Origin of the sequence: Saccharopolyspora rosea (genome assembly GCF_025643595.1) — a bacterium.
Taxonomy (GTDB): Bacteria; Actinomycetota; Actinomycetes; order Mycobacteriales; family Pseudonocardiaceae; genus Saccharopolyspora; species Saccharopolyspora rosea.
The window spans coordinates 1,446,394-1,471,563 of record NZ_CP102826.1; the positions used below are offsets into that span (position 1 = coordinate 1,446,394).

At 71.1% G+C, this 25,170-nt stretch carries 28 protein-coding genes; 15 read left to right on the top strand and 13 right to left on the bottom strand.

The features are described from left to right. The first annotated feature begins 116 nt into the window (after window positions 1-116). Complete coding sequence (locus NV263_RS07115) at window positions 117-1,364, top strand: APC family permease (RefSeq protein WP_263251764.1); 1,248 nt, start codon at window positions 117-119, stop codon at window positions 1,362-1,364. Window positions 1,365-1,371: 7 nt separating this feature from the next. Then, entirely contained in the window at window positions 1,372-2,025 is a 654-nt protein-coding gene (locus NV263_RS07120; RefSeq protein ID WP_263251765.1) for a DUF402 domain-containing protein, read from the top strand. 1 nt (window position 2,026) lies between these two features. Here the strand turns inward: NV263_RS07120 and NV263_RS07125 are convergent, their stop codons facing one another. Continuing rightward, entirely contained in the window at window positions 2,027-2,317 is a 291-nt protein-coding gene (locus NV263_RS07125) for a hypothetical protein (RefSeq protein WP_263251766.1), read from the bottom strand. A 158-nt stretch (window positions 2,318-2,475) separates the two neighbouring features. Here NV263_RS07125 and NV263_RS07130 point away from each other — a divergent pair, with 158 nt between their 5' ends. The 3 genes from NV263_RS07130 to NV263_RS07140 all read left to right on the top strand — a co-directional run bounded on the left by NV263_RS07130 (window position 2,476) and on the right by NV263_RS07140 (window position 5,044). Beyond that, complete coding sequence (locus NV263_RS07130) at window positions 2,476-3,579, top strand: branched-chain amino acid aminotransferase (RefSeq protein WP_263251767.1); 1,104 nt, start codon at window positions 2,476-2,478, stop codon at window positions 3,577-3,579. Window positions 3,580-3,660: 81 nt separating this feature from the next. Continuing rightward, window positions 3,661-4,749, top strand: a complete 1,089-nt coding sequence (locus tag NV263_RS07135; protein WP_263251768.1) for a WD40/YVTN/BNR-like repeat-containing protein — start codon at window positions 3,661-3,663, stop codon at window positions 4,747-4,749. A gap of 10 nt (window positions 4,750-4,759) precedes the next feature. Continuing rightward, window positions 4,760-5,044 carry a MoaD/ThiS family protein gene (locus NV263_RS07140; protein WP_263251769.1) on the top strand — a complete coding sequence of 95 codons (285 nt, stop codon included), beginning with the start codon at window positions 4,760-4,762 and terminating at the stop codon, window positions 5,042-5,044. Here the strand turns inward: NV263_RS07140 and NV263_RS07145 are convergent, their stop codons facing one another. The 5 genes from NV263_RS07145 to NV263_RS07165 form a co-directional block, all read right to left on the bottom strand. After that, a complete protein-coding gene (locus NV263_RS07145) occupies window positions 5,045-5,770 on the bottom strand; it encodes an adenosylcobinamide-GDP ribazoletransferase (protein WP_263251770.1) in 726 nt (241 codons plus the stop codon). Window positions 5,771-5,774: 4 nt separating this feature from the next. Continuing rightward, window positions 5,775-6,875 (bottom strand): nicotinate-nucleotide--dimethylbenzimidazole phosphoribosyltransferase, encoded by a 1,101-nt coding sequence (gene cobT, locus NV263_RS07150; protein ID WP_263251771.1) that lies wholly within the window; start codon window positions 6,873-6,875, stop codon window positions 5,775-5,777. 19 nt (window positions 6,876-6,894) lie between these two features. Beyond that, complete coding sequence (gene cobU, locus NV263_RS07155; RefSeq protein ID WP_263251772.1) at window positions 6,895-7,440, bottom strand: bifunctional adenosylcobinamide kinase/adenosylcobinamide-phosphate guanylyltransferase; 546 nt, start codon at window positions 7,438-7,440, stop codon at window positions 6,895-6,897. Window positions 7,441-7,511: 71 nt separating this feature from the next. Next, window positions 7,512-8,498, bottom strand: coding sequence for an aldo/keto reductase family protein (locus NV263_RS07160; RefSeq protein WP_263251773.1), 987 nt, complete (start codon window positions 8,496-8,498; stop codon window positions 7,512-7,514). Between the two features lie 42 nt (window positions 8,499-8,540). Then, window positions 8,541-9,182, bottom strand: coding sequence for a DUF3043 domain-containing protein (locus NV263_RS07165; protein WP_263251774.1), 642 nt, complete (start codon window positions 9,180-9,182; stop codon window positions 8,541-8,543). Between the two features lie 220 nt (window positions 9,183-9,402). Between NV263_RS07165 and NV263_RS07170 the strand changes: the two genes are divergently transcribed. Next, window positions 9,403-9,768 carry a HesB/IscA family protein gene (locus NV263_RS07170; RefSeq protein WP_263251775.1) on the top strand — a complete coding sequence of 122 codons (366 nt, stop codon included), beginning with the start codon at window positions 9,403-9,405 and terminating at the stop codon, window positions 9,766-9,768. A gap of 286 nt (window positions 9,769-10,054) precedes the next feature. Here NV263_RS07170 and NV263_RS07175 read toward each other — a convergent pair whose 3' ends face one another. Next, window positions 10,055-10,273 carry an RNA-binding S4 domain-containing protein gene (locus NV263_RS07175; RefSeq protein ID WP_263251776.1) on the bottom strand — a complete coding sequence of 73 codons (219 nt, stop codon included), beginning with the start codon at window positions 10,271-10,273 and terminating at the stop codon, window positions 10,055-10,057. Between the two features lie 144 nt (window positions 10,274-10,417). On the opposite strand from NV263_RS07175, the gene NV263_RS07180 reads away from it, so the two are divergent. Further along, window positions 10,418-11,353, top strand: coding sequence for a carbohydrate kinase family protein (locus NV263_RS07180; protein WP_263254094.1), 936 nt, complete (start codon window positions 10,418-10,420; stop codon window positions 11,351-11,353). A gap of 149 nt (window positions 11,354-11,502) precedes the next feature. On the opposite strand, the gene mmuM is transcribed toward NV263_RS07180, so the two are convergent. Next, window positions 11,503-12,375 (bottom strand): homocysteine S-methyltransferase, encoded by an 873-nt coding sequence (gene mmuM / locus NV263_RS07185; RefSeq protein ID WP_263251777.1) that lies wholly within the window; start codon window positions 12,373-12,375, stop codon window positions 11,503-11,505. Window positions 12,376-12,447: 72 nt separating this feature from the next. After that, complete coding sequence (asnB, locus tag NV263_RS07190) at window positions 12,448-14,376, bottom strand: asparagine synthase (glutamine-hydrolyzing) (RefSeq protein ID WP_263251778.1); 1,929 nt, start codon at window positions 14,374-14,376, stop codon at window positions 12,448-12,450. 328 nt (window positions 14,377-14,704) lie between these two features. Here asnB and ctaC point away from each other — a divergent pair, with 328 nt between their 5' ends. From ctaC to NV263_RS07205, 3 genes are all read left to right on the top strand, one after another. After that, window positions 14,705-15,625 carry an aa3-type cytochrome oxidase subunit II gene (ctaC, locus tag NV263_RS07195; protein WP_263251779.1) on the top strand — a complete coding sequence of 307 codons (921 nt, stop codon included), beginning with the start codon at window positions 14,705-14,707 and terminating at the stop codon, window positions 15,623-15,625. 59 nt (window positions 15,626-15,684) lie between these two features. Continuing rightward, on the top strand, window positions 15,685-16,083 hold the full coding sequence (locus tag NV263_RS07200; protein ID WP_263251780.1) for a cytochrome c oxidase subunit 4: 399 nt from the start codon (window positions 15,685-15,687) through the stop codon (window positions 16,081-16,083). 103 nt (window positions 16,084-16,186) lie between these two features. Then, window positions 16,187-16,471 carry an Lrp/AsnC family transcriptional regulator gene (locus NV263_RS07205; protein ID WP_263251781.1) on the top strand — a complete coding sequence of 95 codons (285 nt, stop codon included), beginning with the start codon at window positions 16,187-16,189 and terminating at the stop codon, window positions 16,469-16,471. Between the two features lie 27 nt (window positions 16,472-16,498). Here the strand turns inward: NV263_RS07205 and trpD are convergent, their stop codons facing one another. The 3 genes from trpD to NV263_RS07220 all read right to left on the bottom strand — a co-directional run bounded on the left by trpD (window position 16,499) and on the right by NV263_RS07220 (window position 18,526). Then, on the bottom strand, window positions 16,499-17,560 hold the full coding sequence (gene trpD / locus NV263_RS07210; RefSeq protein ID WP_263251782.1) for an anthranilate phosphoribosyltransferase: 1,062 nt from the start codon (window positions 17,558-17,560) through the stop codon (window positions 16,499-16,501). A gap of 31 nt (window positions 17,561-17,591) precedes the next feature. After that, a complete protein-coding gene (locus NV263_RS07215; RefSeq protein ID WP_263251783.1) occupies window positions 17,592-18,002 on the bottom strand; it encodes a response regulator in 411 nt (136 codons plus the stop codon). A gap of 101 nt (window positions 18,003-18,103) precedes the next feature. After that, complete coding sequence (locus NV263_RS07220; RefSeq protein WP_317630402.1) at window positions 18,104-18,526, bottom strand: hypothetical protein; 423 nt, start codon at window positions 18,524-18,526, stop codon at window positions 18,104-18,106. Between the two features lie 85 nt (window positions 18,527-18,611). On the opposite strand from NV263_RS07220, the gene ctaE reads away from it, so the two are divergent. The 5 genes from ctaE to NV263_RS07245 all read left to right on the top strand — a co-directional run bounded on the left by ctaE (window position 18,612) and on the right by NV263_RS07245 (window position 23,394). Then, the gene (gene ctaE / locus NV263_RS07225) at window positions 18,612-19,223 is read left to right on the top strand and encodes an aa3-type cytochrome oxidase subunit III (protein WP_263251784.1); all 612 of its coding nucleotides are present in this window, start codon (window positions 18,612-18,614) and stop codon (window positions 19,221-19,223) included. 67 nt (window positions 19,224-19,290) lie between these two features. Beyond that, a complete protein-coding gene (gene qcrC / locus NV263_RS07230) occupies window positions 19,291-20,097 on the top strand; it encodes a cytochrome bc1 complex diheme cytochrome c subunit (RefSeq protein WP_263251785.1) in 807 nt (268 codons plus the stop codon). Then, window positions 20,094-21,218, top strand: a complete 1,125-nt coding sequence (qcrA, locus tag NV263_RS07235) for a cytochrome bc1 complex Rieske iron-sulfur subunit (protein ID WP_263251786.1) — start codon at window positions 20,094-20,096, stop codon at window positions 21,216-21,218. Before qcrC ends, qcrA begins: the two co-directional genes overlap by 4 nt. Then, window positions 21,215-22,870 (top strand): cytochrome bc1 complex cytochrome b subunit, encoded by a 1,656-nt coding sequence (gene qcrB, locus NV263_RS07240; protein ID WP_263251787.1) that lies wholly within the window; start codon window positions 21,215-21,217, stop codon window positions 22,868-22,870. Before qcrA ends, qcrB begins: the two co-directional genes overlap by 4 nt. 95 nt (window positions 22,871-22,965) lie before the next feature. Continuing rightward, window positions 22,966-23,394 (top strand): PPOX class F420-dependent oxidoreductase, encoded by a 429-nt coding sequence (locus NV263_RS07245; protein WP_263251788.1) that lies wholly within the window; start codon window positions 22,966-22,968, stop codon window positions 23,392-23,394. Between the two features lie 16 nt (window positions 23,395-23,410). Here NV263_RS07245 and NV263_RS07250 read toward each other — a convergent pair whose 3' ends face one another. Next, complete coding sequence (locus NV263_RS07250; protein WP_263251789.1) at window positions 23,411-25,123, bottom strand: DEDD exonuclease domain-containing protein; 1,713 nt, start codon at window positions 25,121-25,123, stop codon at window positions 23,411-23,413. Window positions 25,124-25,170: the final 47 nt, after the last annotated feature.

The following is a 25,170-nucleotide window of genomic DNA, read 5'->3' on the forward strand; positions in this document are numbered from 1 at the left end:
CGGCGCGCCGACGTCCGGGTGGACGGGACTACGCTTCGTGACGGCGGGCCGCCCGGCGTCACGGATCAGCCGACAGGCGGCTGATAGTTCGGACGTCCTCTGCAAGGGTGGTCGGCGTGACCGGGAAGGTTGACTCGCCCCGACGGCTCTCGGCCGGGACCGGGGCGGTCCCGCTGGCGCTCGGTGGCATGCTCGGCGCCGGCGTCTTCGCAGGTCCGGCGCTGGCGGCCGCGGCCGCCGGGCCGTGGTGGCCACTCGGTCTGCTGCTCGGCGCCCTGACCGCGGCCTGCGCGGCGAGTTCCACCGCGCACCAGTCGACGAGCTACCGGGGCGGGGGTGCCGTCCACGCGTGCGTGCGCTCCCGGATGGGTCTCGTGCCCGCCCGCATCGCGGCGTCCGCGCACCTGGCCGGTCACGTCGGTGCGCTGGCCGCGGTCGCCGGAGTGCTCGGCGGGTTCGTCGCCCCCGGCGCCCCGTCCCGCGCGGCGGCGGTCGCGATCCTGCTGGTCGTGCTGGCGTCGACCGCCGGGCTGCGGATCCGCGGTGGCGCGGCCTGGCTGTGGCTGGCGGTGACCCTCGCGGTGCTCGCCCTGGTGGTGGCCGTCTGCTTCGCGATCGAACCGGTCCCCGCCGCCCCGAGCGGCAGGACGGTCGCGGAGAGCGCGGTGGGGACCACCGGCGGGGCCGGGGTGTTGTTCTTCGCCTTCCTCGGTTTCGAACGGCTCACCGCACCCGCCGACGAGCACGACCGCGTCGCCTGGACGGCGGTCCGGCGCGGCGCGATGACCGGGATCGCGGGGGTCTGCGTCGCGCTCGTGGTGGTCACCGCGGCGCTGGTGCACCAGCTCGGCGTGGCGCGCCTCGCGCTGTCGCCGACGCCGATCCTGGACGTCCTGGGTGCCGCTGCGGCCTCCGGCATCGCGCCGCTCGTCAGCGCGGGTGCGGCGGTCGCGTTGCTGCCGGTCCTGCTGGGCGTCCTGGAGGCGCAGCGGTCGACGGCGCTGGCCGTGGCGGACGACGGGGACCTCCCGAAGGGCCTGGCCCGGAAGGGACGCCACGGGACGCCGTACGTGCTGGACGTGTGCGCGGGCGTCGCGGCGGTGGTGGTGTCCTCGCTGGTGGAGCCGACGTCGGCGATGGCGTTCGCCGCCTGCTGCATGCTCGTCCACTACGCGTTCGCCAACGCCGGGGCCCGCGTTCTGCTGTCCGAGGACCGGACCTGGCCGACGCGCATGGCGTGCCTGGGCATGGGGTTGTCCGTGGTGCTCGCGATGAGCCTGCCGGTCCCCGCGATGCTTGCGACCCTTGCGGTGGTCATCATCGGTCCCGTCGCGATGGGCCTGGTGTCCCGTCGCTGGAGCTGAGGCGGTCATGTTCGACACGAGCACGCGCGCACTGGCGCCCGAGAAGTGGGAAAACGGGCAGCAGGTCCTCTACAACTTCTGGCGGCTCGACGGATCGCTGGGCACGGTGCACCCGGCGCGCGTGCTGTCCGACGACGGTCGGCGGCTGCTGTGCTGGGTGCTCGCGGGAACCCCGATCCGGGTCACGACGTCCCCGGACGGGCGGGGCCCGCGCGAAATGCCGTTGCACGAGCGCTTCAGCGGGCCGCGCGTCCCGGCCCGCTCGGTGTGGCGGGGGACCTCCACGTTGCGGCTGGTGTACGAGGACCGCTGGGCGTCGGTGTGGTGGTTCTTCGATCCGCTCGGCGACTTCCGCAACTGGTACGTCAACCTGGAGATCCCGCAGGGCCGCGACGCCTCCGGCGTGCGTCGTGTCGATGGCGTGCTCGACTTGGAGGTCTTCCCCGACGGCAAGTGGGCGTGGAAGGACGAGGACGAGGTGGAGCCCGCGATCGAGGCGGGCCGGTTCACCGAGGCGCACGCCGCGAGGCTGCGCGCCGAGGGGGAGCGGATGGTCGAACTCGCCGAGGCGGGCCGCTTCCCGTTCGACGGCACCTACTGCGACGCCGCGCCCGACCCCGCCTGGGACCTGCCGACGCTGCCGGACGACCTGCTGCGCTGACTCACAGCGCGATGAACAGCATCACCGTGATCACGCAGACGAACACGGCGAGCCGGCCGACCGAGCCGCCGCGCAGGTCCTTCGGGAAGAACCGGCCGTGCTTGCCGCGCCACCAGACCGCCCACCAGACGACTCCGGCCACCCCCAGGATCGCGCCGAACGCGCCCAACCAGGCATAACCGAGCGCGATCAGCACGCCCCCGCCCAACGGCATGAGCGCGGCCAACGCGGCGGCTTGGGCGTCCTGCTGCACGGTCGTGGGGCCGATCGGGGCGTTCGGAGCGTCGGTCATGGCACACATGATAGGCGGCCCGCACATCCCCCGAACGGATCGCCGGATACGAACCGTGGCGACGTCTTCGCGGCCAGTAGGTGGAATGTTGATACTTGGACGGCCAAGTTCTGACAAGCCGGTTTCCACTGATCGCGGGCGCGCGATACGGTACGCGCATGAGCGAAGCACTGTCTTTCACCCGGACCCCCAGCCCGCGACCGGCCACCGACGAGCGCCGCGCGGAGGTACTGGCGAATCCGGGGTTCGGACGGTACTTCACCGACCACATGGTGACGATCCGCTGGTCCGAGGAGCAGGGCTGGCACGACGCCCGCGTCGAGCCGTACCACGCGCTGGAGTTCGACCCGGCGACCTCGGTCCTGCACTACGCGCAGGCGATCTTCGAGGGGCTGAAGGCGTACCGGCAGCCCGACGGCTCGATCGCCGCGTTCCGGCCCGACGCCAACGCGCGCCGCTTCCAGCAGTCGGCGCAGCGCATCGCGATGCCGGAGCTGCCCGAGGAGCTGTTCCTGGCCTCGCTGCGCGAGCTGCTCGCCGTGGATTCGGCGTGGGTGCCCTCCGCCGAGGAGAGTTCGCTGTACCTGCGGCCGTTCATGATCTCCACCGAGATCGGCCTCGGGGTGAACCACCCGGCCAACTCCTACCTGTACGCGCTGATCGCTTCGCCGTCCGGCTCCTACTTCGCCGGCGGCATCAAGCCGGTGACCGTGTGGTTGAGCCACGAGTACGTGCGCGCCGCCCCGGGCGGCACCGGCGCGGCGAAGTTCGCGGGCAACTACGCCGCCTCGTTCGCCGCCCAGGCGCAGGCCCTGGAGAAGGGCTGCGACCAGGTGGTCTGGTTGGACGCGTGCGAGCGCCAGGTCGTCGAGGAAATGGGCGGCATGAACCTGTTCTTCGTGTTCGGTTCGGGTTCCGACGCCCGTCTGGTGACGCCCTCGTTGTCCGGCAGCCTGCTGCCGGGCGTGACCCGTTCCTCGCTGCTGGAGCTGGGTCGCGAACTGGGCATGCAGGTCGAGGAGCGGCGGGTCACCGTCGACGAGTGGGAGAAGAAGGCCGCCAGCGGTGAGCTCACCGAGGTCTTCGCCTGCGGCACCGCCGCGGTGATCACCCCCGTCGGGCACGTCAAGCACCGGGACGGCGAGTTCGCCATCGCCGACGGCAAGCCCGGCGAGGTGACCATGAAGCTGCGCGAGCGGCTGACCGGCATCCAGCACGGCGCGGTCGCCGACTCCCACGACTGGATGGTCAAGCTGGCCTGAGGCCCCGCGCCGACCGACCGATGAATTCCGGGTCCTCCTGGAGTCCAACAGGGTGCACACCCAGGACTCCAGGAGGACGCCATGACCGAGCCCGTCCTGCTCATGATCGGCACGCGGAAGGGGCTGTGGCTGGCCACCAGCCATGACGGCCGGATCGGCTGGGAGTTGTCCGGCCCGCACCTGCCGATGTCGGAGATCTACGCGGTCGCCATCGACACCCGGCGGTCCACCCCGCGCCTGCTCGTCGGCACGTCCAGCAGCCATTGGGGGCCGGGCGTCGCGATCAGCGACGACCTCGGCCGGACGTGGCAGGAGTCCGACGCGGCGCCGATCGCGTTCCCGGAGGACACCGGGGCCGCGCTGCAGCGCGTCTGGCAGCTGGCGCCCGGACCCGACGACGAGCCCGACGTGGTCTACGCCGGGACCGAACCGGCCGCGCTGTTCCGCTCCGAGGACGGCGGCCGGAGCTTCCGGCTGGTGCGCGGGTTGTGGGACCACCCGCACCGGGCCCGTTGGTCGCCCGGGTTCGGCGGGCTCGGGTTGCACACCGTCATCCCGCACCCGCGCGATCACCGGCGGGTCGCGGTCGCGATCTCGGCGGGCGGGGTGTACCGCAGCGAGGACGGCGGTACGACCTGGCATCCGAGCAACAGCGGGGTGCAGGCGAAGTTCCTCCCCGATCCGTACCCGGAGTGGGGGCAGTGCGTGCACAAGATCAGCTGTCACCCGGCGGTTCCGGAGCGGTTGTTCCTGCAGAACCACCACGGCGTCTACCGCAGCGATGACGGCGGGGCGTCGTGGCACTCCATCGCCGAGGGGCTGCCCAGCGACTTCGGCTTCCCGATCGCCGTGCACCCGCACCGGCCGGACGTCGTCTACGGCTTCCCGCTGGTCGCGGACATGCGCCGGTTCCCGCCGGACGGCCGGTGCCGGGTGTTCCGCAGCGCGGACGCGGGCGGGACGTGGAGCGGGCTGTCCGCGGGGTTGCCGGAGGTGTTCTGGTCAGCGGTGATGCGCGACGCGCTGTGGCTCGACGACGCCGACCCGGCGGGCGTGTACTTCGGTTCCCGGTCGGGCGAGGTGTACGCCAGCCGCGACGAGGGGGAGAGCTGGCGGCAGGTCGCGGCGCACCTGCCCGACGTCATGTCGGTGCGCGCCGCGGTGGTGTGAGGAGGCGGTCATGCGGGTCACGTTGCTGGTGCCGCAGGTGCTGCGGGCGAGCGCGGACGGGGTGGCGCGGCTCGAACTGGACCTCGACGGCGAGCCGACGCTCGCCGGGGCGCTGGACGAGGTGCGGACGCGGCACCCCGCCCTGGAGCGCAGGCTCCGGGATGAGACCAGGGCACTGCGCCGGTACGTCAACTTCTACGTGGACGGCGAGGAGTGCCGGAACCTTGGCGGCGCGGCGACACGCCTCGCCGACGGCGCCGAGATCCAGGTGATCCCGTCGGTCGCGGGCGGGTGATCAGCCGAACGCGCAGACCGCGAGCACGACCGTGGTGGCCAGTTCCGACGACGCCCCGAGCACGTCACCGGTGATGCCGCCGAAGCGGCGCTGGACGTGGCCGATCAGGGCGACCAGCACGGCACCGGCCAGCACCACCGCGACCGCGCCGCGCCACCCCGCGGCGAACCCGAGCACGACCAGCGCCAGCCACCACGCGGCCACGAGCCAGGTGCGCTGGCTGCCCGCGACCAGGGCTCCCATGCCCTCGGGGCGGGCCGAGCCGACGCCCTCCCGGCAGCCCAGCACGAAACCCGCCCGGCCGACCGCGCAGGCCAGGACGACGGCGGCGGGGTTGCCGACCAGTGCGGACAGGCTCACCGCCTGCACCCCGAGGGCGAGCACCAGCGCCACGACCGCGAACGGCCCGGCGCCGCCGTCGCGCATCACGCTCAACGCGCGCTCAGGAGGTCCGTAGCAGCCCAGCCCGTCCACGGTGTCGGCCAGCCCGTCGACGTGCATACCCCTGGTGACCAGCACGAACGCGGTCACCGTCAGCAGTCCGGCGAGCAGTGGCGGCGCTCCGAGGAGGCTCAGCAGCCACAGCACCGCCGCGCCGAACGCCCCGATGACCACGCCCACCAGCGGAGCGAGGGAGATCGCCTGCCGGCAGGTGCGCTCGTCGACGCGGTCGGTGCCCACGGGCACGACGCTCAGCCACGAGACCGCCAGCCGCAGACCGTCCACGGCGTCACAGCTCGCTGGACTCGGCGGCCGGACCGATCGCCTCCGACTCGGTGGGGCCGCCCACTCCGGCCTCGGCGAACGTAGCCATCTCGCCGAGCACCCGGACCGCGGCGGTGACCAGCGGCAGCGCCGTCAGCGCCCCGGACCCCTCGCCGAGCCGGAGCTGCAGGTCGACGATGGGCTGCAGGTCGAGGTGGTCGAGCACCAGCCGGCCGCCCGGCTCGGCGGACCGGTGGCCGGCCAGCCACCACTGCCGAGCGCCCGGCGCCAGCTCCTCGGCGACCAGCGCGGCGGCGCCGACCACGACACCGTCGAGGATCACCGGGGTGCGCCGCACCGCGGCCTGCGCGAGGAAACCGCTCAGCGCGGCGATGTCCGCACCGGCCGAGGTCCGCAGCAGCGCGACCGGGTCGTCGAGCACCTTGCGGGCGCGGCGCAGCGCGTCGCGGATAGCCGCCGTCTTGCGCATCCAGGCCCGGTCGTCGATGCCGGTGCCGCGTCCGACGACGGCCACCGGCTCGGTTCCGGTCAGCGCCGCGATCAGCACCGCCGCCGGGGTGGTGTTGCCGATGCCCATGTCCCCGGCGATCAGCAGGTCGGCGCCGGAGTCGATCTCCTCGTCGGCGACCGCCCGGCCGACGTTGAGCGCAGCCCGGGCCTGCTCGGCGGTGAGCGCGTCCTCGCGGTCGATCGAGCCGGAGCTGCGGCGGATCTTGCGGGCGCTGACCGCGGCCGGGGTGTCGGCGTCGACGGCCACGTCGACCACGCGGACGGTGGCGCCCGCGTTGGCCGCGAGCACGTTCACCGCCGCACCGCCGTCCAGGAAGTTGCGGACCATCTGCCCGGTGACCTCGCTGGGGTAGGCGGACACGCCGTGCTGGGCGATGCCGTGGTCACCGGCGAACACGACCACCCGGGCGCGGTCGAACGGCCGCGGCGGGCACGTGCCCTGCCTGGCGGCCACCCACACCCCGATCTCCTCCAGGCGTCCCAGGGAACCGGCCGGTTTGGTCAGCAGCTCCTGGCGCACGACGGCCTGCCGCCGGGCCTGCTCGTCGGGCGCGGGGACCTCCGGGAACCGGATCGCGGTGGGGTCGGTGGACACGTGGAACCTCCGTGGTAGATCAGCGCAGCCGGAGCGGAACCCCGGCCACCAGCAGGAGAACCTCGTCGCACGACTCGGCGAGCCGAGCGTTGAGCGCTCCCAGCTCGTCGCGGAAGAGTCTTCCAGACCTGGTCGTGGGGACGATCCCCAACCCGACCTCGGCGGACACGAACACCAGCCGCGCGGCGCACCGCCCGGTGGCCGCCACCAGCGCGTCGCAGTGCCCGGCGACGACGTCGAGCGCGGCGGGATCCCGCTCCCACGCACCGGCGTCGTCGAGCGCTCCGGTCAGCCAGGTCGCGACGTCGTCGACCAGCAGCACGTCCCCGGCACCGGCTCCGTCCAGCACCGCGGGCAATTCATCCGGTGCACCGGCCTCCACGGTCCGCCACCCGGACGGACGCCGGGCGACGTGCGCGGCGATCCGCGCCGCCCACTCGTCGTCACCGGGCACCTGCCGCGCGGTCGCCACGTAGGTGACGGCCTCGTCCTGCCCGACCAGCCCCTCGGCGTGCGCCGACTTGCCCGACCGGGCACCACCGAGCACCAGGGTTCGCGACGCCAAGGACGACCTCCGCAGCACAGGGACCGAACTGCCGCGGCGACGCTACCCGCCCGCACCCGCCGGGGAAGAGGTCAGTGCGACGCGGTGTGACGTGGGTCGCTGGTGATGAGGTCGCCGAGGACGTCGTCGATCTTGGCGAGGGCGTCCTCGGGGATGCGGACACCGGCCGCGGCGGCGTTCTCCTGGACCTGTTCCGGTCGGGACGCGCCGATGATCGCCGCGGAGACGTTCGGGTTCTGCAGCACCCAGGCCACGGCGAGCTGCGCCAGGGACAGGTCCAGGTCGGAGGCGATCGGCTTGAGCTGCTGGACGGCCTCCAACACCTCGTCGCGCATCCAACGGGAGATCATGTCGGCACCGCCCGACCGGTCGGTGGCGCGGGAGCCCTCCGGGGGCTGCTGTCCGGGGAGGTACTTGCCGGTCAGGACGCCCTGGGCGATCGGCGACCACACGATCTGGCCGATGCCCTCGCGTTCGCAGGCCGGGATGACCTGGGGCTCGATGACCCGCCACAGCATCGAGTACTGCGGCTGGTTGGAGATCAGCGGGACCGAGAGCTCGCGGGCCAGCTCGGCGCCGCGGGTGATCTGCTCCGCAGTCCACTCCGAGACGCCGATGTAGAGGGCCTTGCCCTGGCGCACCAGGTCGGCGAAGGCCGTCATGGTCTCCTCCAGCGGCACCGAGGGGTCGAACCGGTGCGCCTGGTAGAGGTCGACGTAGTCGGTCTGCAAACGCCGCAGCGAGGCGTTGCACGACTCGATGATGTGCTTGCGCCCCAGACCGCGGTCGTTGGGACCCGAACCGGTCGGGAAGAAGACCTTGGTGAAGATCTCCACGCTCTCCCGGCGCGCCTCGGACAGCGCGCGGCCGAGCACCGACTCGGCCCGGGTCTGCGCGTAGACGTCGGCGGTGTCGAACGTGGTGATGCCCGCGTCCAGCGCGGCCTGCACGCACTTGCGGGCCTGCTCCTCCTCGACCTGCGACCCGTGGGTCAGCCAGTTGCCGTACGCGATCTCGCTGATGGACAGGCCGCTGTTGCCAAGACGACGAAACTCCATGCGCCCGAGCCTAGGGGAGTTCCGCGGGCGGCCGGTGCGCGCTCAGTCGATCGAGGCGGCGTCCTTCGGCGAGTAGCGGGGGCGGGGAACCCGCAGCTTGCGGATCTGCATGGCGCGGGTGAACGCGTACCACCCCAGCGACATGGACCGGTCCTGCGCCTTCGGGAACTTCTTGCGGACCCGCTTGTTCACGTGCATGCCCAGCAGGGTTCCCTCGATGACCATCATGATCAGGATCGCCATGCACACCAACGTCGCGTACTGCTGGATCACCAGGTTCTGCGTCAGGGTCGCGGCGAAGACGACCAGCACGATCGGCATGAACAGGCCCATCAGGTGACGCCGGGTGTCGACGATGTCGCGCACGTACGCGCGCACCGGTCCCTTGTCGCGCGGCATCAGGTAGCGGTCGTCGCCCTGCATCATGCGTTCGCGCCGCTCCTGGGCGGCCTTGCGCCGCTCCTCCTTGGTGCCGCGGGCGCGCTTGGCGGCCTCCCGCTGGGTTTTCGGGGGCGGCGGCACCGGGCCGCGGCGCTTGCCCTCGACCTCCCGGCGCTTCGGCGTCGGGCGTCCCTTCTTGGGCGTGCGGTTGTTGTTGGTGACATGCTCCGCCGACTGGGCAGCATCGGGCTCGGACTCGGTCGGGGCGGTCTGCTCAGCGCTGTTGCGGCGAAGGAACCTCACACCTCCAGGGTATTCGACGGGTTCTGGTGTGATGAACGAGACCGCGCGGCGGCCCGCGTCGAGGTCGGTTCGCCAGGCCGGTCACACCAGTTCGGCGCGGAACTGTGCCACCATGGGCTGAGGAAGACAGTCCCCGGGTCCGCCCGCGGGAATAGCCCGGCTCCACGTGGGGTTGCACCTCACGCCGGAATCGGACGAGCGAGACCTCTAGGGAGAGTCCATGACCGCCCCAGACACCACGACCGAGACCGAGGCGCCCGCCCACGGTGTGACGTTGACCGAAGCGGCGGCCCAGAAGGCCAAGGCCCTGCTCGACCAGGAGGGCCGCGACGACATGCACCTGCGCATCGCCGTCCAGCCCGGTGGCTGCGCGGGCCTGCGGTACCAGCTGTTCTTCGACGAGCGCACCCTCGACGGGGATGCCCGGCGCGAGTTCGAGGGTCTCGGCGTGGTCGTCGACCGGATGAGCGCTCCCTACCTGGAGGGCGCGGTGATCGACTTCGTCGACACCATCGAGAAGCAGGGCTTCACCATCGACAACCCGAACGCCGGTGGCTCCTGCGCCTGCGGCGATTCCTTCCACTGACGGCGGTACCGCCGATCTGGCGTGTGGCCGGTGCCCGCGGGGCACCGGCCTTTCTCGCGTTCAGGACGGGCTCGGCAGGCCGGTGACGTACGCGGTCGCCGCGCGTTCGACGCCAGTCGCGGTCGGCGGTGGTCGCGTCGGTCGCGCGCGCCGATTCGGCCAGGGCCGCGAACTGCCCACGAGCACCGCCTTCGTGACTCGGAGCGCAGCCCGGGAACCCCGCTGACCCCGGTGCTGGCCCGTGCGAACCGGGCGCGGCACGATCGCGCCCGACGTGCGGTGGCGGTCAGGCCGTGGCGACCCGGATCGCCTCGTCGCCGTCGCCGAGCACCACCTCGTCGCCCGAGGTCAGCTGCCTGCCGCGACGGGTCTCGACCTCGCCGTTGACCCGGACCTGGCCCTCCTCCAGCAGCACCTTGGCCTCGGCGCCGTTGCCGACCAGACCGGCCAGCTTGAGCAGCTGACCCAGCCGGATCATGTCGTCGCGGATCTGCACTTCGCGCATGCGCCCATTCTCCGCCCCGCCGAACCGCGGCCGTCCCGGCCTGCCCTGGGTACGCTCGGTGTGCCCGACATCGCGGAAAGTGCCCGGACCGGGAGGCTCGCCGTGCCCGTCGTCGTCACCGGCAGCATCGCCACCGACCACCTGATGCGCTTCCCCGGCCGCTTCGCGGACCAGCTGGTCGCGGAGGACCTGGACAACCTGTCGCTGAGCTTCCTGGTGGACGAGCTGGTCGTGCACCGCGGCGGCTCGGCGGCCAACATCGCCTTCGCGCTCGGCGTCCTCCGGCAGCACCCGGTGCTGGTCGGCGCGGTGGGCGGGGATTTCGCGGACTACCGCTCGTGGCTGCAGCGCCACGGTGTCGACTGCTCCGGCGTGCACGTGTCCGAGGTCGCGCACACCGCCCGGTTCGTCTGCACCACGGACGAGGCGTTCAACCAGATCGCGACGTTCTACACCGGTGCGATGGCCGAGGCCCGCAACATCGAACTGACTCCGATCGTCGCCGCGACCGGCGCCGACCTGGTCCTGATCAGCCCCAACGACCCGCAGGCGATGCTGCGGCACGCGCAGGAGTGCCGACAGCGCGGGTTCCGCTTCGCCGCCGATCCCTCGCAGCAGCTCGCGCGGCTGACCGGTGAGCAGGCCCGCCGCGTCGTCGAGGGCGCCGACCTGCTGTTCGCCAACAGCTACGAATGGCACCTGCTGCTGCGCAAGACCGGCTGGTCGGAGGCCGACGTCCGGCGGTGCGTGGGCGTCCGCGTGACGACGCTGGGGGACAAGGGCGTCGAGATCGCGGTCGGGGACGCCGAACCGCTGCACGTGCCCGCCGTCCCGGAGCGCGGCAAGGTGGACCCGACCGGCGTCGGCGACGGTTTCCGCGCCGGATTCCTCGCCGGATTCCGAAGTGGACTTTCCTGGGAACGGTCCGCGCAGCTCGGCGCTCTCGTGGCGGTCCACGTGCTGGAGGACACGGGAACGCAGGAGTGGTCGCTCGACGCGGACCGGGCGCTGCGCCGGTTCGAGGAGACCTACGGCTCCGCCGCGGCCGACGAGGTCACCCCGCTGCTGTCGGAGCTCTGATCCGCTGCGGGCTGCACCTGATCGTGTAATGGCGAACGGGTGTTCGAGTCCGGATCATGGAGTTCATGAAGATCTCGAAGATCCATCAGATCATGTTGCCGTGCCCGCGGAGGACCGCTGCGGCGAAGAGGTCGGAGGGGTGGTGCGCGTCAGAATTCCCGGGCCAGTGCGGCGATCTCGGCCGGACCGACGCGGCAGCAGCCGCCGATCAGCCGGGCACCGGCCGCGTACCACTCGCGCGCTCGGGACGCCGAGAACGTGGCGGGGCCTGTCCAGGCGCGCCGCCGCGCGTCCCAGCTTTCGCCGCTGTTCGGATAGGCGACGACCGGTTTCCCGGTGATCTCGCGCGCGACCTGCACCGCGCGGGGCACGTCGTCCGGGTCCGAGCAGTTGACCCCGACGGCGACGATCGCGTCGACATCCCGCGCGACGGCGAAGGCTTCGGGCAGTGGCTGCTCGGCGCGGGTGTGCTCGCCGGCGATGGAGTACGACAGCCAGGCCGGTACGCCGAAGCCGGCCACCGCGTCCACCAGCGCTTCGGCTTCGTCGACGTCCGGGACGGTCTCCAGCGCGAAGAGGTCGGGCTCGGCCGCGGCCAGTGCTTCGATCCGCGGTCGGTGGAAAGACCGCAGTTCACGCACCGTCCTGCCGTAGCGGCCCCGGTACTCCGAACCGTCCGCGAGCATCGCCCCGTACGGACCGACGGACGCCGCGACGAGATCGCTCGGCCCGGCGGCCTGCCGCGCCAGCCGGACGCTGCGCCGCATCAGCTCCGCGGCCTCCTCGCGGCGCAGGCCGCGCGCCACGAACCCCTCGAAACTCGCCTGGTAGCTCGCCGTGATCGCGACCTGCGCACCGGCCCGGAAGAACGCCTCATGCGCCGCCACGATCTCCGACGGCGCGTCCGCCAGGAGCCGTGCGGACCACAGGGCGTCGGAGAGGTCGTGGCCGCGGGCCTCCAGCGCAGTGGCCAGGCCGCCGTCCAGGATCACCGGCGCGTCACCGACGTCGAAAGCGTCCACGCGGTCAGCGTAGGCGAACGGCCCGCCCGTCCCCGCGGGACGAACAGGCCGTTCGACGGGATCGCGCTGCGTTCAGAGGCGGACCGGGTAATGCGGTTCCGGGACCTCCGGCGACAGACGGCCCTCGATGAAGATCCCGTGCCAGAGCATGAACACCAGCAGCGCCCAGAGCCGACGGCTGTGGTCGAGCACGCCGGAACGGTGCTCCTCCAGCAGGCGCAGCACCGCCGACCGGTCCAGCAGGTGGTCGGTCTGGGACTGCTGGATGATGTTGCGCGCCCAGTCGTGCATCTCGTCGCGCAGCCAGTGCCGGATCGGCACCGGGAAGCCCAGCTTCCGCCGGTTCAGGACGTGCGGCGGCACGACCTGCAGCATCGCCTGCCGCAGGGCGTACTTCGTCGTCTCCTTCGTGATCTTCTGCTCCAGCGGCACGGTGCTCGCCACCCGGAAGACCTCGGGATCCAGGAACGGCACGCGCAGCTCAAGCGAGTTGGCCATGGTCATCTTGTCGGCCTTGACCAGGATGTCGCCGCGCAGCCAGGTGAACAGGTCCACGTGCTGCATGCGCGTGACCGGGTCCCACCCGTCCGACGTGCGGTACGGGACCGCGGTGATGTCCTTGTGCGAGACCCCCGGGTCGAAGCTCCGCATGATGCTGTGCAGCTGGTCGTCGCGGAAGATCCGGGCATTGCCGTAGTAGCGCTCCTCCAGGCTCAGCGAGCCGCGGCGCAGGAGGTCCTTGCCGCGCACGCCTTCGGGGATCGCCGAGGACACGCGCCCCATCGCCTTGCGCAGCGCGCCCGGAACCTTCTCGAACGGCGCCAGCGACAGCGGCTCGCGGTAGATCGTGTAGCCGCCGAACAGCTCGTCGGCGCCCTCGCCGGAGAGCACCACCTTGACGTGCTGGCGGGCCTCGCGGGCGATGAACCACAGCGGCACCAGCGCCGGGTCGGCCACCGGGTCGTCGAGGTACCACACGATCAGCGGCAGGGTCTCCATCATCTCCTCGGCGGAGACGGTGCGGACCACGTGCTTGACGCCGATCGCCGCCGCGGACTCGGCGGCCACGTCGACCTCCGAGTAGCCCTGGCGCTCGAACCCGGTGGTGAACGTGATCAGGTTCGGGTTGTGCTCCTTGGCCAGTGCGGCGATCGCCGTCGAGTCGATGCCGCCGGACAGGAACGCACCCACGGTCACGTCCGCCCGCATGTGCTTGGCCACGGAGTCGCGCATCACGCCGACGATCTCGTCGTGCAGCCGCCGGGCGTCGGTGTCGGTGTTGACCGGGCGCGGCCGGAAGTTCGGGTGGAAGTAGCGCTCGGTGACCACCTGGCCGCCGGGAGACACGGTGAACGAGGTACCGGACTCGATCCTGCGGATCGAGCGGTGCAGCGTCTCGGGCTCCGGGACGTACTGCAGCACCAGGTAGTGCTGCATCGCCTTGTGGTCGACCTCTTCGTTGATCCGCAGCGTGTTCGCCAGGCTCAGCAGGCTCTTCTTCTCGCTGGCGAAAGCGACACCGCCCGGGCCCGAGGCGCAGAACAGCGGCTTGATGCCGAAGGGGTCGCGCGCCCCGAACACCACGCGGCGCTGGTTGTCCCAGATCAGGAACGCGAACATGCCGCGCAGCCGACCGACCATGGACGGGCCGAGGTAGTGGTACGCGGCGACGATGACCTCGGTGTCGCCGTCGGTGTTGAACCGGGCCCCGAACCGTTCGACCAGTTCGGCGCGCAACTCAAGGTAGTTGTAGATCTCGCCGTTGAAGTTGATCGTGTAGCGCTGCGGGTCCTCGGGCGGGCCCCACGTCAGCGGCTGGTGCGAGTGCTCCAGGTCGATGATCGACAGCCGGTTGAAGCCGAAGACCACCTCGCCGCCCTGCCAGGTGTCGCTCTCGTCGGGTCCCCGGTGTCGTTGACACGGCAGCGCGTTGGCCACGGCGTTAACGGCATAGCCGGCATTCTCTTCGGTGGGACAAATGAGTCCAATCAGGCCGCACACGCGTCTCGTGCACCTCTCGATCGGCGGTGTCGTCTTCAGCCCCCCACGGGTCGCCCCAGTATGCCGTCTGCCCGCACGCGGCGTGCACGCGCGGGGCCCGTTCGGACCCCGCTGACGAGCTCATCGGTCACGCCTGGTGACGACGGTGGTGATCTCCGTCTCGGCTCGCGGCGCCGACTGGCGCCCAGGGTGACCCCGAAGCAGTATCGCGGCTACACCTGGGCTAGGCTCGCCGCAGGATTCCGGCGGCAGATCGGGCCATCGCCCGGACCGGGCGGACCCGATCGTGGGCCGCATCGGTGAGTTTTGCACGAGGAGGCGTCGCGCAGTGGGCCTGAAGGAGGGGACCCGAGTGCCACGGCTGGTCAAAGTCGCTGGGCTGATCGGCCTGGTTGGTGTCGCGGCCACGGGCTGCTCGACCGACGAGGTCCTGCGGTTCGGGTGGCCGACGGGTGTCACCCCGCAGGCCGATGCGATGCGGCAGCTGTGGACTTGGTCGGTCATCGCGGCACTCATTGTCGGTGTGATCGTGTGGGGGCTGATCTTCTGGTCGGTCGCCTTCCACCGCAAGAAGAGCGAGGAACTGCCGCGCCAGTTCCAGTACAACCTGCCGCTGGAAGTGATCTACACGGCCATCCCGTTCGTGATGGTCGTGGTGCTGTTCTACTTCACCGCGGTCACGCAGAACTACGTGCTGGCCAAGCCGGCGAAGCCGGACCAGACGGTGAACGTGGTCGCGTTCCAGTGGAACTGGGAGTTCGACTACCCGGGTTACAAGACCCCGGACGGGCAGCCGGTCCGGACCGTGGGCAGCAGCAACGAGATCCCGCTGCTGGTCCTGCCGACCAACCAGCGGGTCGAGTACCACCTGCGGTCGACGGACGTCATCCACTCGTTCTTCGTTCCGGAGTTCCACTTCAAGCGGGACACCTTCCCGGACCCGGAGAAGAACAACCAGGACGACGTGTTCCAGAACGTCATCGACAAGGAGGGCTCGTTCGTCGGCCGCTGCGCCGAGCTGTGCGGTACCTACCACTCGATGATGAACTTCGAGGTCCGCGCGTTGTCCCCGGACAAGTTCGACCAGTACATGCGGCTGCGGACGCAGGTGAACCCGCGTACCGGTCAGCCGTACACCGCCGCCGAGGCGCTGAGCGAGATGAAGTGCGGCGAGCTGTGCACCCCGCACGCGGTGACCAGCGTCCCGTTCAACACCGACCGCACCTCCGGGCAGCCTTCGGGCGCGTGAGCGGGACTACCAAGTAGGGGTGCCCTCGGCAGGGCGTAGGGCATGAGAGCGAGGACTCCATGAAGGTCGAAGCGAGGATCTTCAACGTCATCACCGTCTTCTTCTTCCTGTCCGCGATCGTGTACGGACTGTGGGCGAAGGAGCCGGTGGGCACGGTGGCGCTGATCCTGGTGGGTGGGCTGTCGCTGATCATCGGCACTTACTTCCAGTTCGTTGCTCGCCGGATCGAGGAGCGTCCGGAGGACAACCCGGACGCGGAGATCAGTGACGGTGCCGGTGAGCTGGGCTTCTTCAGCCCGGGCAGCTACTGGCCGGTCGGCCTGGCGGCAGCCGCCGCCTTCGCCGGTATCGCGCTGGCGTTCTTCCACGTGTGGATGATCGTCATCGCGGTCGGCGTCGTGCTGATCATGGTCGCCGGGCTGGTGTTCGAGTACCACACCGGCCCGAGCCACCACTGAGCGAGCGTTCGACGGACGTGCAGGCCCCCGAGTCCCGCGGGACTCGGGGGCCTGCACGCGGTTTAGGATCCTTCTCACCGCCGTAGAGCAGGAGGTCCCACCCGTGATCACCGCGATCGTGCTGATCCAGACCGCAGCCGACCGCCTCGCCGAGGCGGCGCAGGAGATCGCCGACCTGGACGGCGTGGACGAGGTGTACTCCTGCGCGGGCGATGTCGACCTGATCGCGATCCTCCGCGTGCCGCGCCACGAGGACCTGGCCGACATCGTGCCCGGGCGCATCAACAAGGTCGACGGCGTCCTGGACACCGACACCCACATCGCTTTCCGCAGCTACTCCCGGCGCGACGCCGAGGCGGCCTTCTCCATCGGTTTCGACCAGGGCTGAACGCCCGCTGCCCCGGGCCGGTGCCCGTCAGCCGAGTTCGATGGCGAGGGCGGTGGAGCGTTCGGCCCAGCGGGCGAGGAGTTCCGCGGCCGCCCCGGAGTCGATGGCCTGCTCGGCGCGTTCGAGCCCGGCGCTGATTTCGGCCTGGAGGTCGTTTCCGGGCCCGTCGTAGGCGACCATCGCGCCCGCCGCGTTCAGCACGACAGCGTCGCGCACAGGACCCTTGGTGCCCCTCAGCAGTTCCCGCACGGCTTCCGCGTTGACCTCGGCGTCCCCGCCCTGGAGATCGGCCGCCGTGCTGTACGGGATGCCGTGATCGGTGAGGGCGATGCGCTCCTCGCGGACGGTGCCCTCGCGGACCACCCAGACCGTGCTGTCGGCGGTGGTGGTGATCTCGTCCATCCCGTCATCGCCGCGCACCAGCAGGACCGAGCTGCCGCGGTTGGCGAAGACCTCGGCCATCACCGGCGCGAGGCGGGGGTCCGCGCAGCCGATCAGGCCCGCCGAGGGCAGCGCCGGGTTGGTGAGCGGCCCCAGGATGTTGAACGCCGTGGGGATGCCGATCTCGCGGCGCGGACCGGCGGTGTACTTGAACGCGGGGTGGAACACCGGGGCGAAGCAGAACCCGATTCCGACCTCTTCGACGCACCGCCGCACGCCCTCCGGCGGGAGGTCGATGGCGACGCCGAGGGTCTCCAGCACGTCCGCGGTGCCGCACTTGGACGACGCGGCGCGGTTGCCGTGCTTGACCACCGTGCGCCCCGTCGCGGCCACGACGACCGAGGCCATGGTCGAGATGTTCACACTGCCGCTGCGGTCGCCGCCGGTGCCGACGATGTCGATCGCGCGGCGCGAGATGTCCAGCGGGAGGGCGTGGGCGAGCATCGCGTCGGCCAGGCCGAGCACTTCCGCGGGGGTCTCGCCCTTGGCCCGCAGCGCCACGACGAACGCGGCGACTCGGGCCGGGCTCGCCTCCCCGGTCATGATCAGGTCCATGGCCCAGGCGGTGTCCTCCGCGGAGAGGTCCTCGCCCGCGACCAGGCTCCCCAGCATGGCCGCCCAGTGTCCCGCCGTGGTTCCCACGCTCATCGTCCCGTCGTGCCCGGCGGTCGGCCCCGCGTCAGGCGGGGACGACCGGTTTTCCCTTCGTGCGCAGCACTTCCGCCACCGTCTCGGCCGCCGCGAGCGGGTCCAGCGGGTGGACCAGCACCGCGTCGGCCTGCGACCAGGTCGCCAGCCATCGGTCGTCCTTGCGGCGGACCGCGACGATGACCGGCGGGCACTCGGTGATCTCGTTCTTCAGCTGCCGCGACACGCCCATGCCACCGGTGGGCTGGGCCTCGCCGTCCAGGATGACCAGGTCCGCCCTGGCCGCGTCGACCTCGCTGAGCACGTCGGCGACGGTCTCGGCCTCGACGTAGTGCAGGCGGCCCAGGTCGGGGGCCGGCCGACGGCCGATCGCCGTGATGATGGCCTCCCGGACCTCGGGGCGGTGGCTGAACACGAGAACGGTCGTGGTCGGTGTGCTCATCACGTTCTCCTCGCTGGTCGGCGAAGTGGCCCCTGTCGGCGCTGTGATTTCGGATGCTATCCGCCCGGCGGGTCCGGGCAGTAGTCACCCGGCCGAATCGATCACCCGGGTTGCAGCGCGTCCCAGCCGAACGACCGGCCGTCGTGCCGCTGCGCGAGGCCCGCCATCCGCGAGGTCTCCTGTGAGCAATGCAACGCGTCCAGTTTCTGCACACGCAGCGCGACCAGCGGGATCAGACCTTCTCCGCGACCCCGACCACCCGGGCGGAGCTGCCAGCCGTCCGCGGTCAACAGCGCGCGGGCGGCCTCCAGGCGCTCGTCGGGCAGTGCCAGGTGGTGGCGCAAAACCGCAGGCAGATCGGGTTGCCACCGGGTCGCGCGGGCCAATGCCGCCGACGCTGCCTCGGTCTCGTCGAACGATTCGACGACCACTTCCAGCTCCGGATCGTCCGGGTCGACGACGGTGCGCCGGCGGCCGTGCGCGGAGCCGGTCCAGCGGGCCCACAGTTCGCGAATGCCTTTCACGGTGTGTCACCTCCGGGTCGCAATCCGATCACCCTGCGGCAGACGTCCGGACCCGAGGGCGCGAGCGGAAAACGTGCAAGACATAATGCGTCGCGTGACAACGGCAGCGCCCTCAATCAGTCAACGCGTGCACTCGCTGAACCGGCCGAACATGGTCAGCGTGGGCACCATCGTTTGGTTGGCCAGCGAGCTGATGTTCTTCGCTGGGCTCTTCGCCATGTTCTTCACGGTGAAGGCGCAGAACGAGGGCGAGTGGCCACCACCGCCCACTCACCTGAACCTCCCGTACGCCCTCCCGTTCACGATCATCCTGGTGGCATCGTCCTTCACCTGCCAGTGGGGCGTGTTCGCGGCCGAGCGGGGCGACGTCTTCGGCCTCCGCAGGTGGTACGTGGTCACGCTGATCATGGGCGCGATCTTCGTGGTCGGTCAGGCCGGCGAGTACTACCAGCTGGTGACCGAACACGCGACGACCATCGCCTCGTCGGCCTACGGCACGGTCTTCTACCTGACGACCGGCTTCCACGGGCTGCACGTCATCGGTGGTCTGGTCGCGTTCGTCTTCCTGATCATCCGGACGAAGCTCAGCAAGTTCACGCCTGCTCAGGCCATCGCCGCGATCGTGGTGTCCTACTACTGGCACTTCGTCGACATCGTGTGGATCGGCCTGTTCGCCGTGATCTACCTCGTCCCGTGATCGGCTCAGGCGCAGCACGAGGTCGTAACCGAACACCCCGAACCGGACAGCAAGGGTTGCCGCACTCATGACCACCAACAAGAAACGGAACCGCGCGGGCTCGAAGCTACGGCGACGGATCTCCGGTGTACTGGCGCTGGGCATCGCCCTGGTGGGTGCCGGTGGGCTCTACACCGTCGTGACCCCCGAGCCGCAGACCGCGCACGCCAGTGCGGACCCGGCTCTGGTGAGGCAGGGCGAGCAGCTCTACAGCAACGCCTGCATCACCTGCCACGGCGCGAACCTGCAGGGCGTCAAGGACCGTGGCCCGAGCCTGGTCGGCGTCGGTGACGCCGCCGTCCACTTCCAGGTCAGCTCCGGCCGCATGCCGATGGTCCGCCAGGAGGCGCAGGCCGAGCGCAAGCCGCCGAAGTTCAACCCGCAGGAGATCGACGCCCTGGCCGCCTACGTGCAGACCTACGGCGGCGGGCCCGAGGCGCCGAAGGAGTCCGGCGCCGCGCTGCAGGGGCCGGACCCGGCCCGCGGCGGTGAGCTCTTCCGCCTCAACTGCGCGTCGTGCCACAACTTCACCGGCCGCGGTATCGCCATGTCCTCCGGCAAGTTCGCGCCGAACCTCCACGAGTCCACCGAGCAGCAGATCTACGAGGCGATGCTCACCGGGCCGCAGAACATGCCGAAGTTCTCGGACCGGCAGCTCACTCCGGAGGAGAAGAAGGACATCATCGCCTACGTCAAGTCGGTGACCAACGGCAAGAACAACCCCGGTGGTAACGACCTCGGTGGTTACGGACCGGGTCCGGAGATGGTGATCGCCTGGGTGGTCGGCCTCGGCGCGCTGATCGGCCTGACCCTCTGGATCGGAGCCAGGGCATGAGTGAGCAGAAGAAGGAATACACGGAGGCCGAACTGGCCGAGATGAGCCGTGACGAGAAGGTCCGGCTCGGGTTGGCTCTCGACGACGTCGAGCTCGTCGAGTACCGGGACAACTGGCCCGTCAAGGGCACCCGCGCCGAGCGCCGCGCGGAGCGCGCCGTCGCTGCGTGGTTCGCGCTCGCCGGGTTGTCCGCGCTCGCGTTCATCGCGGTGTTCGTCTTCTGGCCGTGGCACTACCAGGCGCCCAGCGACCCGAAGGCGCACTTCATCTACTCGCTGTACAACCCGCTGATCGGCTTCTTCCTGGGGCTGTCGATCCTGGCGGTGGGCATCGGCGTGGTGCTCTACCAGAAGAAGTTCATCCCGCACGAGGTCGCCGTCCAGCAGCGCCACGACGGCCACGGCTCCGACGAGGTGGACCGGCAGACCACGGCCGCCCTGCTGGCCGACGCGGGCAACCGCAGCGGCATCGCCCGCCGGTCGATGATCAAGCGCACCGCCGGGTTCGGCCTCGGCGCCTTCGGGGTCGGGGCGGGCGTCTTCGCCCTCGGTGGCATCGTCCGCAACCCGTGGGCCACGGACGGACCGGACTCGCTGAAGCACACCCAGTGGATGTCCGAGAACGGCGAGAAGACCTTCCTGCGCCGCGACACCGGCAACCCGAGCGACGTGTCCCTGCTGCGCCCGGAGGACATCGACCCGGGCGGCTTCGAGACCGTGTACCCGTTCCGGGAGTCGATGCGGCACAACGAGGAGGAGCTGGCCGAGTCGATGCGGCGCAGCGACGCCCCGGTCATGCTGATCCGGCTGCGGCCCGGCAGCGCGCCGATCAAGCGCAAGGGCCAGGAGGACTTCAACTACGGCGACTACTACGCCTACTCGAAGATCTGCACGCACGTCGGCTGCCCGACCTCGCTGTTCGAGCAGCAGACCGGGCGCCTGCTGTGCCCCTGCCACCAGTCGCAGTTCGACGTGGTCCACACCTACGCCAAGCCGGTGTTCGGGCCCGCGACCCGTGCGCTGCCGCAGCTGCCGATCACGGTTGACGAGAACGGCTACTTCGTGGCCAAGCACGACTTCATCGAGCCCGTCGGGCCGGCCTTCTGGGAGCGCGAAGCATGAGTTCGATCACGAGTCCGACAAAGGCGGAAAGCGCCGCGTACCGCAAGGCGGCCACCGCCGCCGACGAACTCGACCAGCGGTACCAGTTCGCCAAGGGCCTGCGGCGGCAGATCAACAAGGTCTTCCCGACGCACTGGTCGTTCCTGCTGGGTGAGATCGCGCTCTACACGTTCATCATCCTGATCATCACGGGTGTCTACCTGACGCTGTTCTTCGACCCGTCGATGCAGGAGGTCGTCTACCACGGCCGCTACCAGAACCTGCAGGGCGTGGCGATGTCCCGTGCCTTCGAGAGCACGTTGGACATCTCGTTCGAGGTCCGCGGCGGCATGTTCATCCGCCAGCTGCACCACTGGGCGGCGTTGATCTTCGTCGCCGCGATGATGGCGCACATGCTGCGCGTGTTCTTCACGGGTGCGTTCCGGCGCCCCCGGGAGACGAACTGGATGATCGGCGCGCTGCTGCTGATCCTGGGCATGTTCGAGGGCTTCTTCGGCTACTCGCTGCCGGACGACCTGCTGTCCGGTACCGGTATCCGCGCCACGATGTCCGGCATCGTGCTGTCGATCCCGATCATCGGCACCTGGCTGCACTGGGCGCTGTTCGGCGGTGAGTTCCCGGGCACCGAGATCATCCCGCGGCTGTACATGCTGCACATCCTGGTGATCCCCGGGATCATGCTCGGCCTGGTCGCGGCGCACCTGGCGCTGGTCTGGTACCAGAAGCACACCCAGTTCCCGGGTGTGCGGCGCACCGAGCGCAACGTGGTCGGCGTGCGGATCATGCCGGTCTTCGCGCTCAAGGCCGGGGCGTTCTTCGCGCTGGTCACCGGTGTCTGCGCGATCATGGCCGGGGTGTTCCAGATCAACGCCATCTGGAACCTGGGGCCGTACAACCCGTCGCAGGTGTCCGCCGCGTCGCAGCCCGACTGGTACCTGATGTGGGCGGACGGCATCCTCCGCATCTGGCCCGCGTGGGAGCTCTACATCGGCCCGTACACCGTGCCGCCGGTGTTCTTCGCCGGTGCGGGCGGCATGGGGCTGCTGTTCACGCTGCTGCTCGCCTACCCGGCGATCGAGCGGAAGCTGTCCAAGGACAACGCGCACCACAACCTGCTGCAGCGGCCGCGCGACGTGCCCGTGCGCACCGGTCTCGGTGCGATGGCGCTGACGCTGTTCGGCGTGCTCACCATCTCCGGCGCCAACGACATCTTCGCGTTCGAGTTCAACATCTCGCTGAACGCGATGACCTGGGCCGGCCGCATCGGTCTGCTGGTGCTGCCGCCGCTGGCGTACTACATCACCTACCGGCTGTGCCTGGGCTTGCAGCGCAGCGACCGCGAGGTGCTGGAGCACGGTGTCGAGACCGGCATCATCAAGCGCCTGCCGCACGGTGAGTTCATCGAGATCCACCAGCCGCTGGGCCCGGTGGACGACCACGGCCACCCGGAGCCGCTGCCCTACCAGGGCGCTCCGGTGCCGAAGAAGATGAACAAGCTCGGCGCGGCCGGGCACCCGGTGGAGGGCAGCCTGCTGCGCCCCGACCCGTCCGAGGAGTCGGCGGCGCTGGAGCACGCCCGCGCCGAGGACGCGGCCCGAGAGGCCGAGGAGCGCGAGCTCACCTCCGGCAGGTCGCAGCAGTCCGGCGAATAACGCCGTCCGATCCGCCAGGCCCGGTACCCCGCACGGGGTGCCGGGCCTCGGTTCATCGCGGGGCCCGGTGCGCCGGTCGCCACTACCGTGACCGCATGCAGACGACGCTCCAGGACCCCGAGGTCCGCGCTTTCCTCGAACACGGCACCCGCACCGGCGTGCTCGACTTCACCGCCTCCGACGGACGGCCGCTGGCCGCCCCGGTGTGGTTCGCGCTGGACGGCGACGAGGTGGTCTTCAACACCGGCGGGGACACCGCGAAGGGCCGCGCGATCCGTCGCGACCCGCGGGTCGTGCTCTGCGTCGACCTGCCGGCACCGCCGTACGCCTTCGTGCAGGTCCAGGGCGTGGCGACCACGTCCGAGGAACCGGACGAGCTGCTGCGCACCGCGACCCGGATCGGCGGCCGCTACATGGGCGAGGACCGCGCCGAGGAGTTCGGCCGGCGCAACGCGGTGCCCGGCGAACTCGTGGTCCGCGTGCGGCCCACCAGGGTGAACGCGGTGCTGGACGTGACCTCGTGACCGCCCGGTCCGCGGGTCAGTCCACGCCCGCGTAGGGCGTTCGCCCGGTGAGGGCCTTCTCCAGCCAGGTGCGCCACGCCCCGGCCGAGCCGGCCGGTTCCGACCAGGGCAGCGAGCAGCGGACCATGCGGGTGCCGCCCGTGGTGAGCCAGCGGTGCACGACGCGGACTTCGTCGACCGGGGCGCCGTGCAGCGGTCCCGCGTCGGCGATGACCGTCTCGGCGGAGGCTTGCAGCGCGTCCACGACCGGCATCGGTGGCACGCCGCGCCGCGCGCCGCCCGCGGCGGCGAGCCGACCGTGGCGGATCACCGCGAGATGCCAGCCGCCCCGGCCGTCCGGGCGGGCGGCGACGAGTTCGGGGACGGCGGCCAGCGCGGCGAGGTGTTGGCCGCGGTCCAGCGAACGCACGAGCGCCGCGAGCCGGTCCCGGTGCGCCGCGGCGTCCTCGAAGCGCTGCGCCGCCGACAGCCGGTCCAGCTCGGCCCGCAGCCGTCGCAGCAGGGTGTCGTCGCGACCGCCGATCAGGTCCCGGACGGCGATCACCTCCGGTTCGTACTCCGCGGCGCTCTGGTGGCCCGCGCAGGGCGCTCCGCAGCGGCCCAGCTCGTGCAGCGCGCACGGACGACCGCGCGGGTTCCTGGCCGGGATGCGTTCAGTGCAGCGCCGCACCGCGCTCGCGGCGTGCAGCGCCTCGACGGCGTCGGCCGCCGCGCGGCGGGAACCGAACGGGCCCAGACCACCGGGTTTGCGGGTGATCGACAGGCGGGGGAACGGTTCGTCGGTGAGCACCACCCACCACGCGCGCTGCGGGAACTTCGACCGGCGGTTGTAGCGGGGCTGGTGCGCGGCCAGCAACCGCAGTTCGCGGACCTCGGCCTCCAGCGGGTGGGCGCAGCGCACGTGGTCCACGCGCTGGGCCAGCGCCACCATCTCCTTGATGCGGCCGCGGCGTTCCCCGGCGGTGAAGTACTGCCGGACCCGGCGCCGCAGGTCGGTGGCGGTGCCGACGTAGAGCACCTCGTCGTTCGGGCCGCGGAACAGGTAGACGCCGGGGGCGTTGGGCAGGTCGTCGGCCAGCCCGCGCTTGCGCCGCTGGTGCGGGGTGACGTCGGGCAGGTGGTCGAGCAGGTCCTCCAACGTCCGCACGCCCAGCGGACCGACCCGCTCCAGCAGCGAGTGCAGCACGTCCACGGTGGCTCGGGCGTCGTCGAGCGCCCGGTGCACCGGGACCGTGCGGGCGTGCAGCACGCGGGCGAGCGTGGCCAGCTTGTGGTTGGGGGTCTCGTCGCGGGTCAGCACCCGGCGGGCCAGCCTCGCGGTGTCCACCACCCGGGGCTTCGGCCAGCGCAACCCGAGCCGTTCGCAGTTCGCGCGCAGGAATCCGACGTCGAACGGCGCGTTGTGGGCGACCAGCACGGCTCCCCGGCTGAACTCCAGGAACGCGGGCAGCACCGAGTCGAAGCCGGGAGCGTCGGCGACCATCGCTTCGGTGATGCCGGTGATCGACACCACTGCGGGCGGGATGTCGCGGCCCGGGTCGACCAGGGTGGCGAACTCGCCGAGCACCTCGCCGCCGCGGACCTTGACCGCGCCGATCTCGGTCACCGCGTCCGCGGTGCGGTCACCACCGGTGGTCTCCAGGTCCACGACGACGAACGTGACCTCGTGCAACGGTGTCTCTTCGGTGGTGGTGAGCTCGTCGAAGGACAACTGGGGGTGCGCGGACATCGGCGGTCACGGTACGTCGCGGCACCGACAGGCCCGGCGGACTCCGA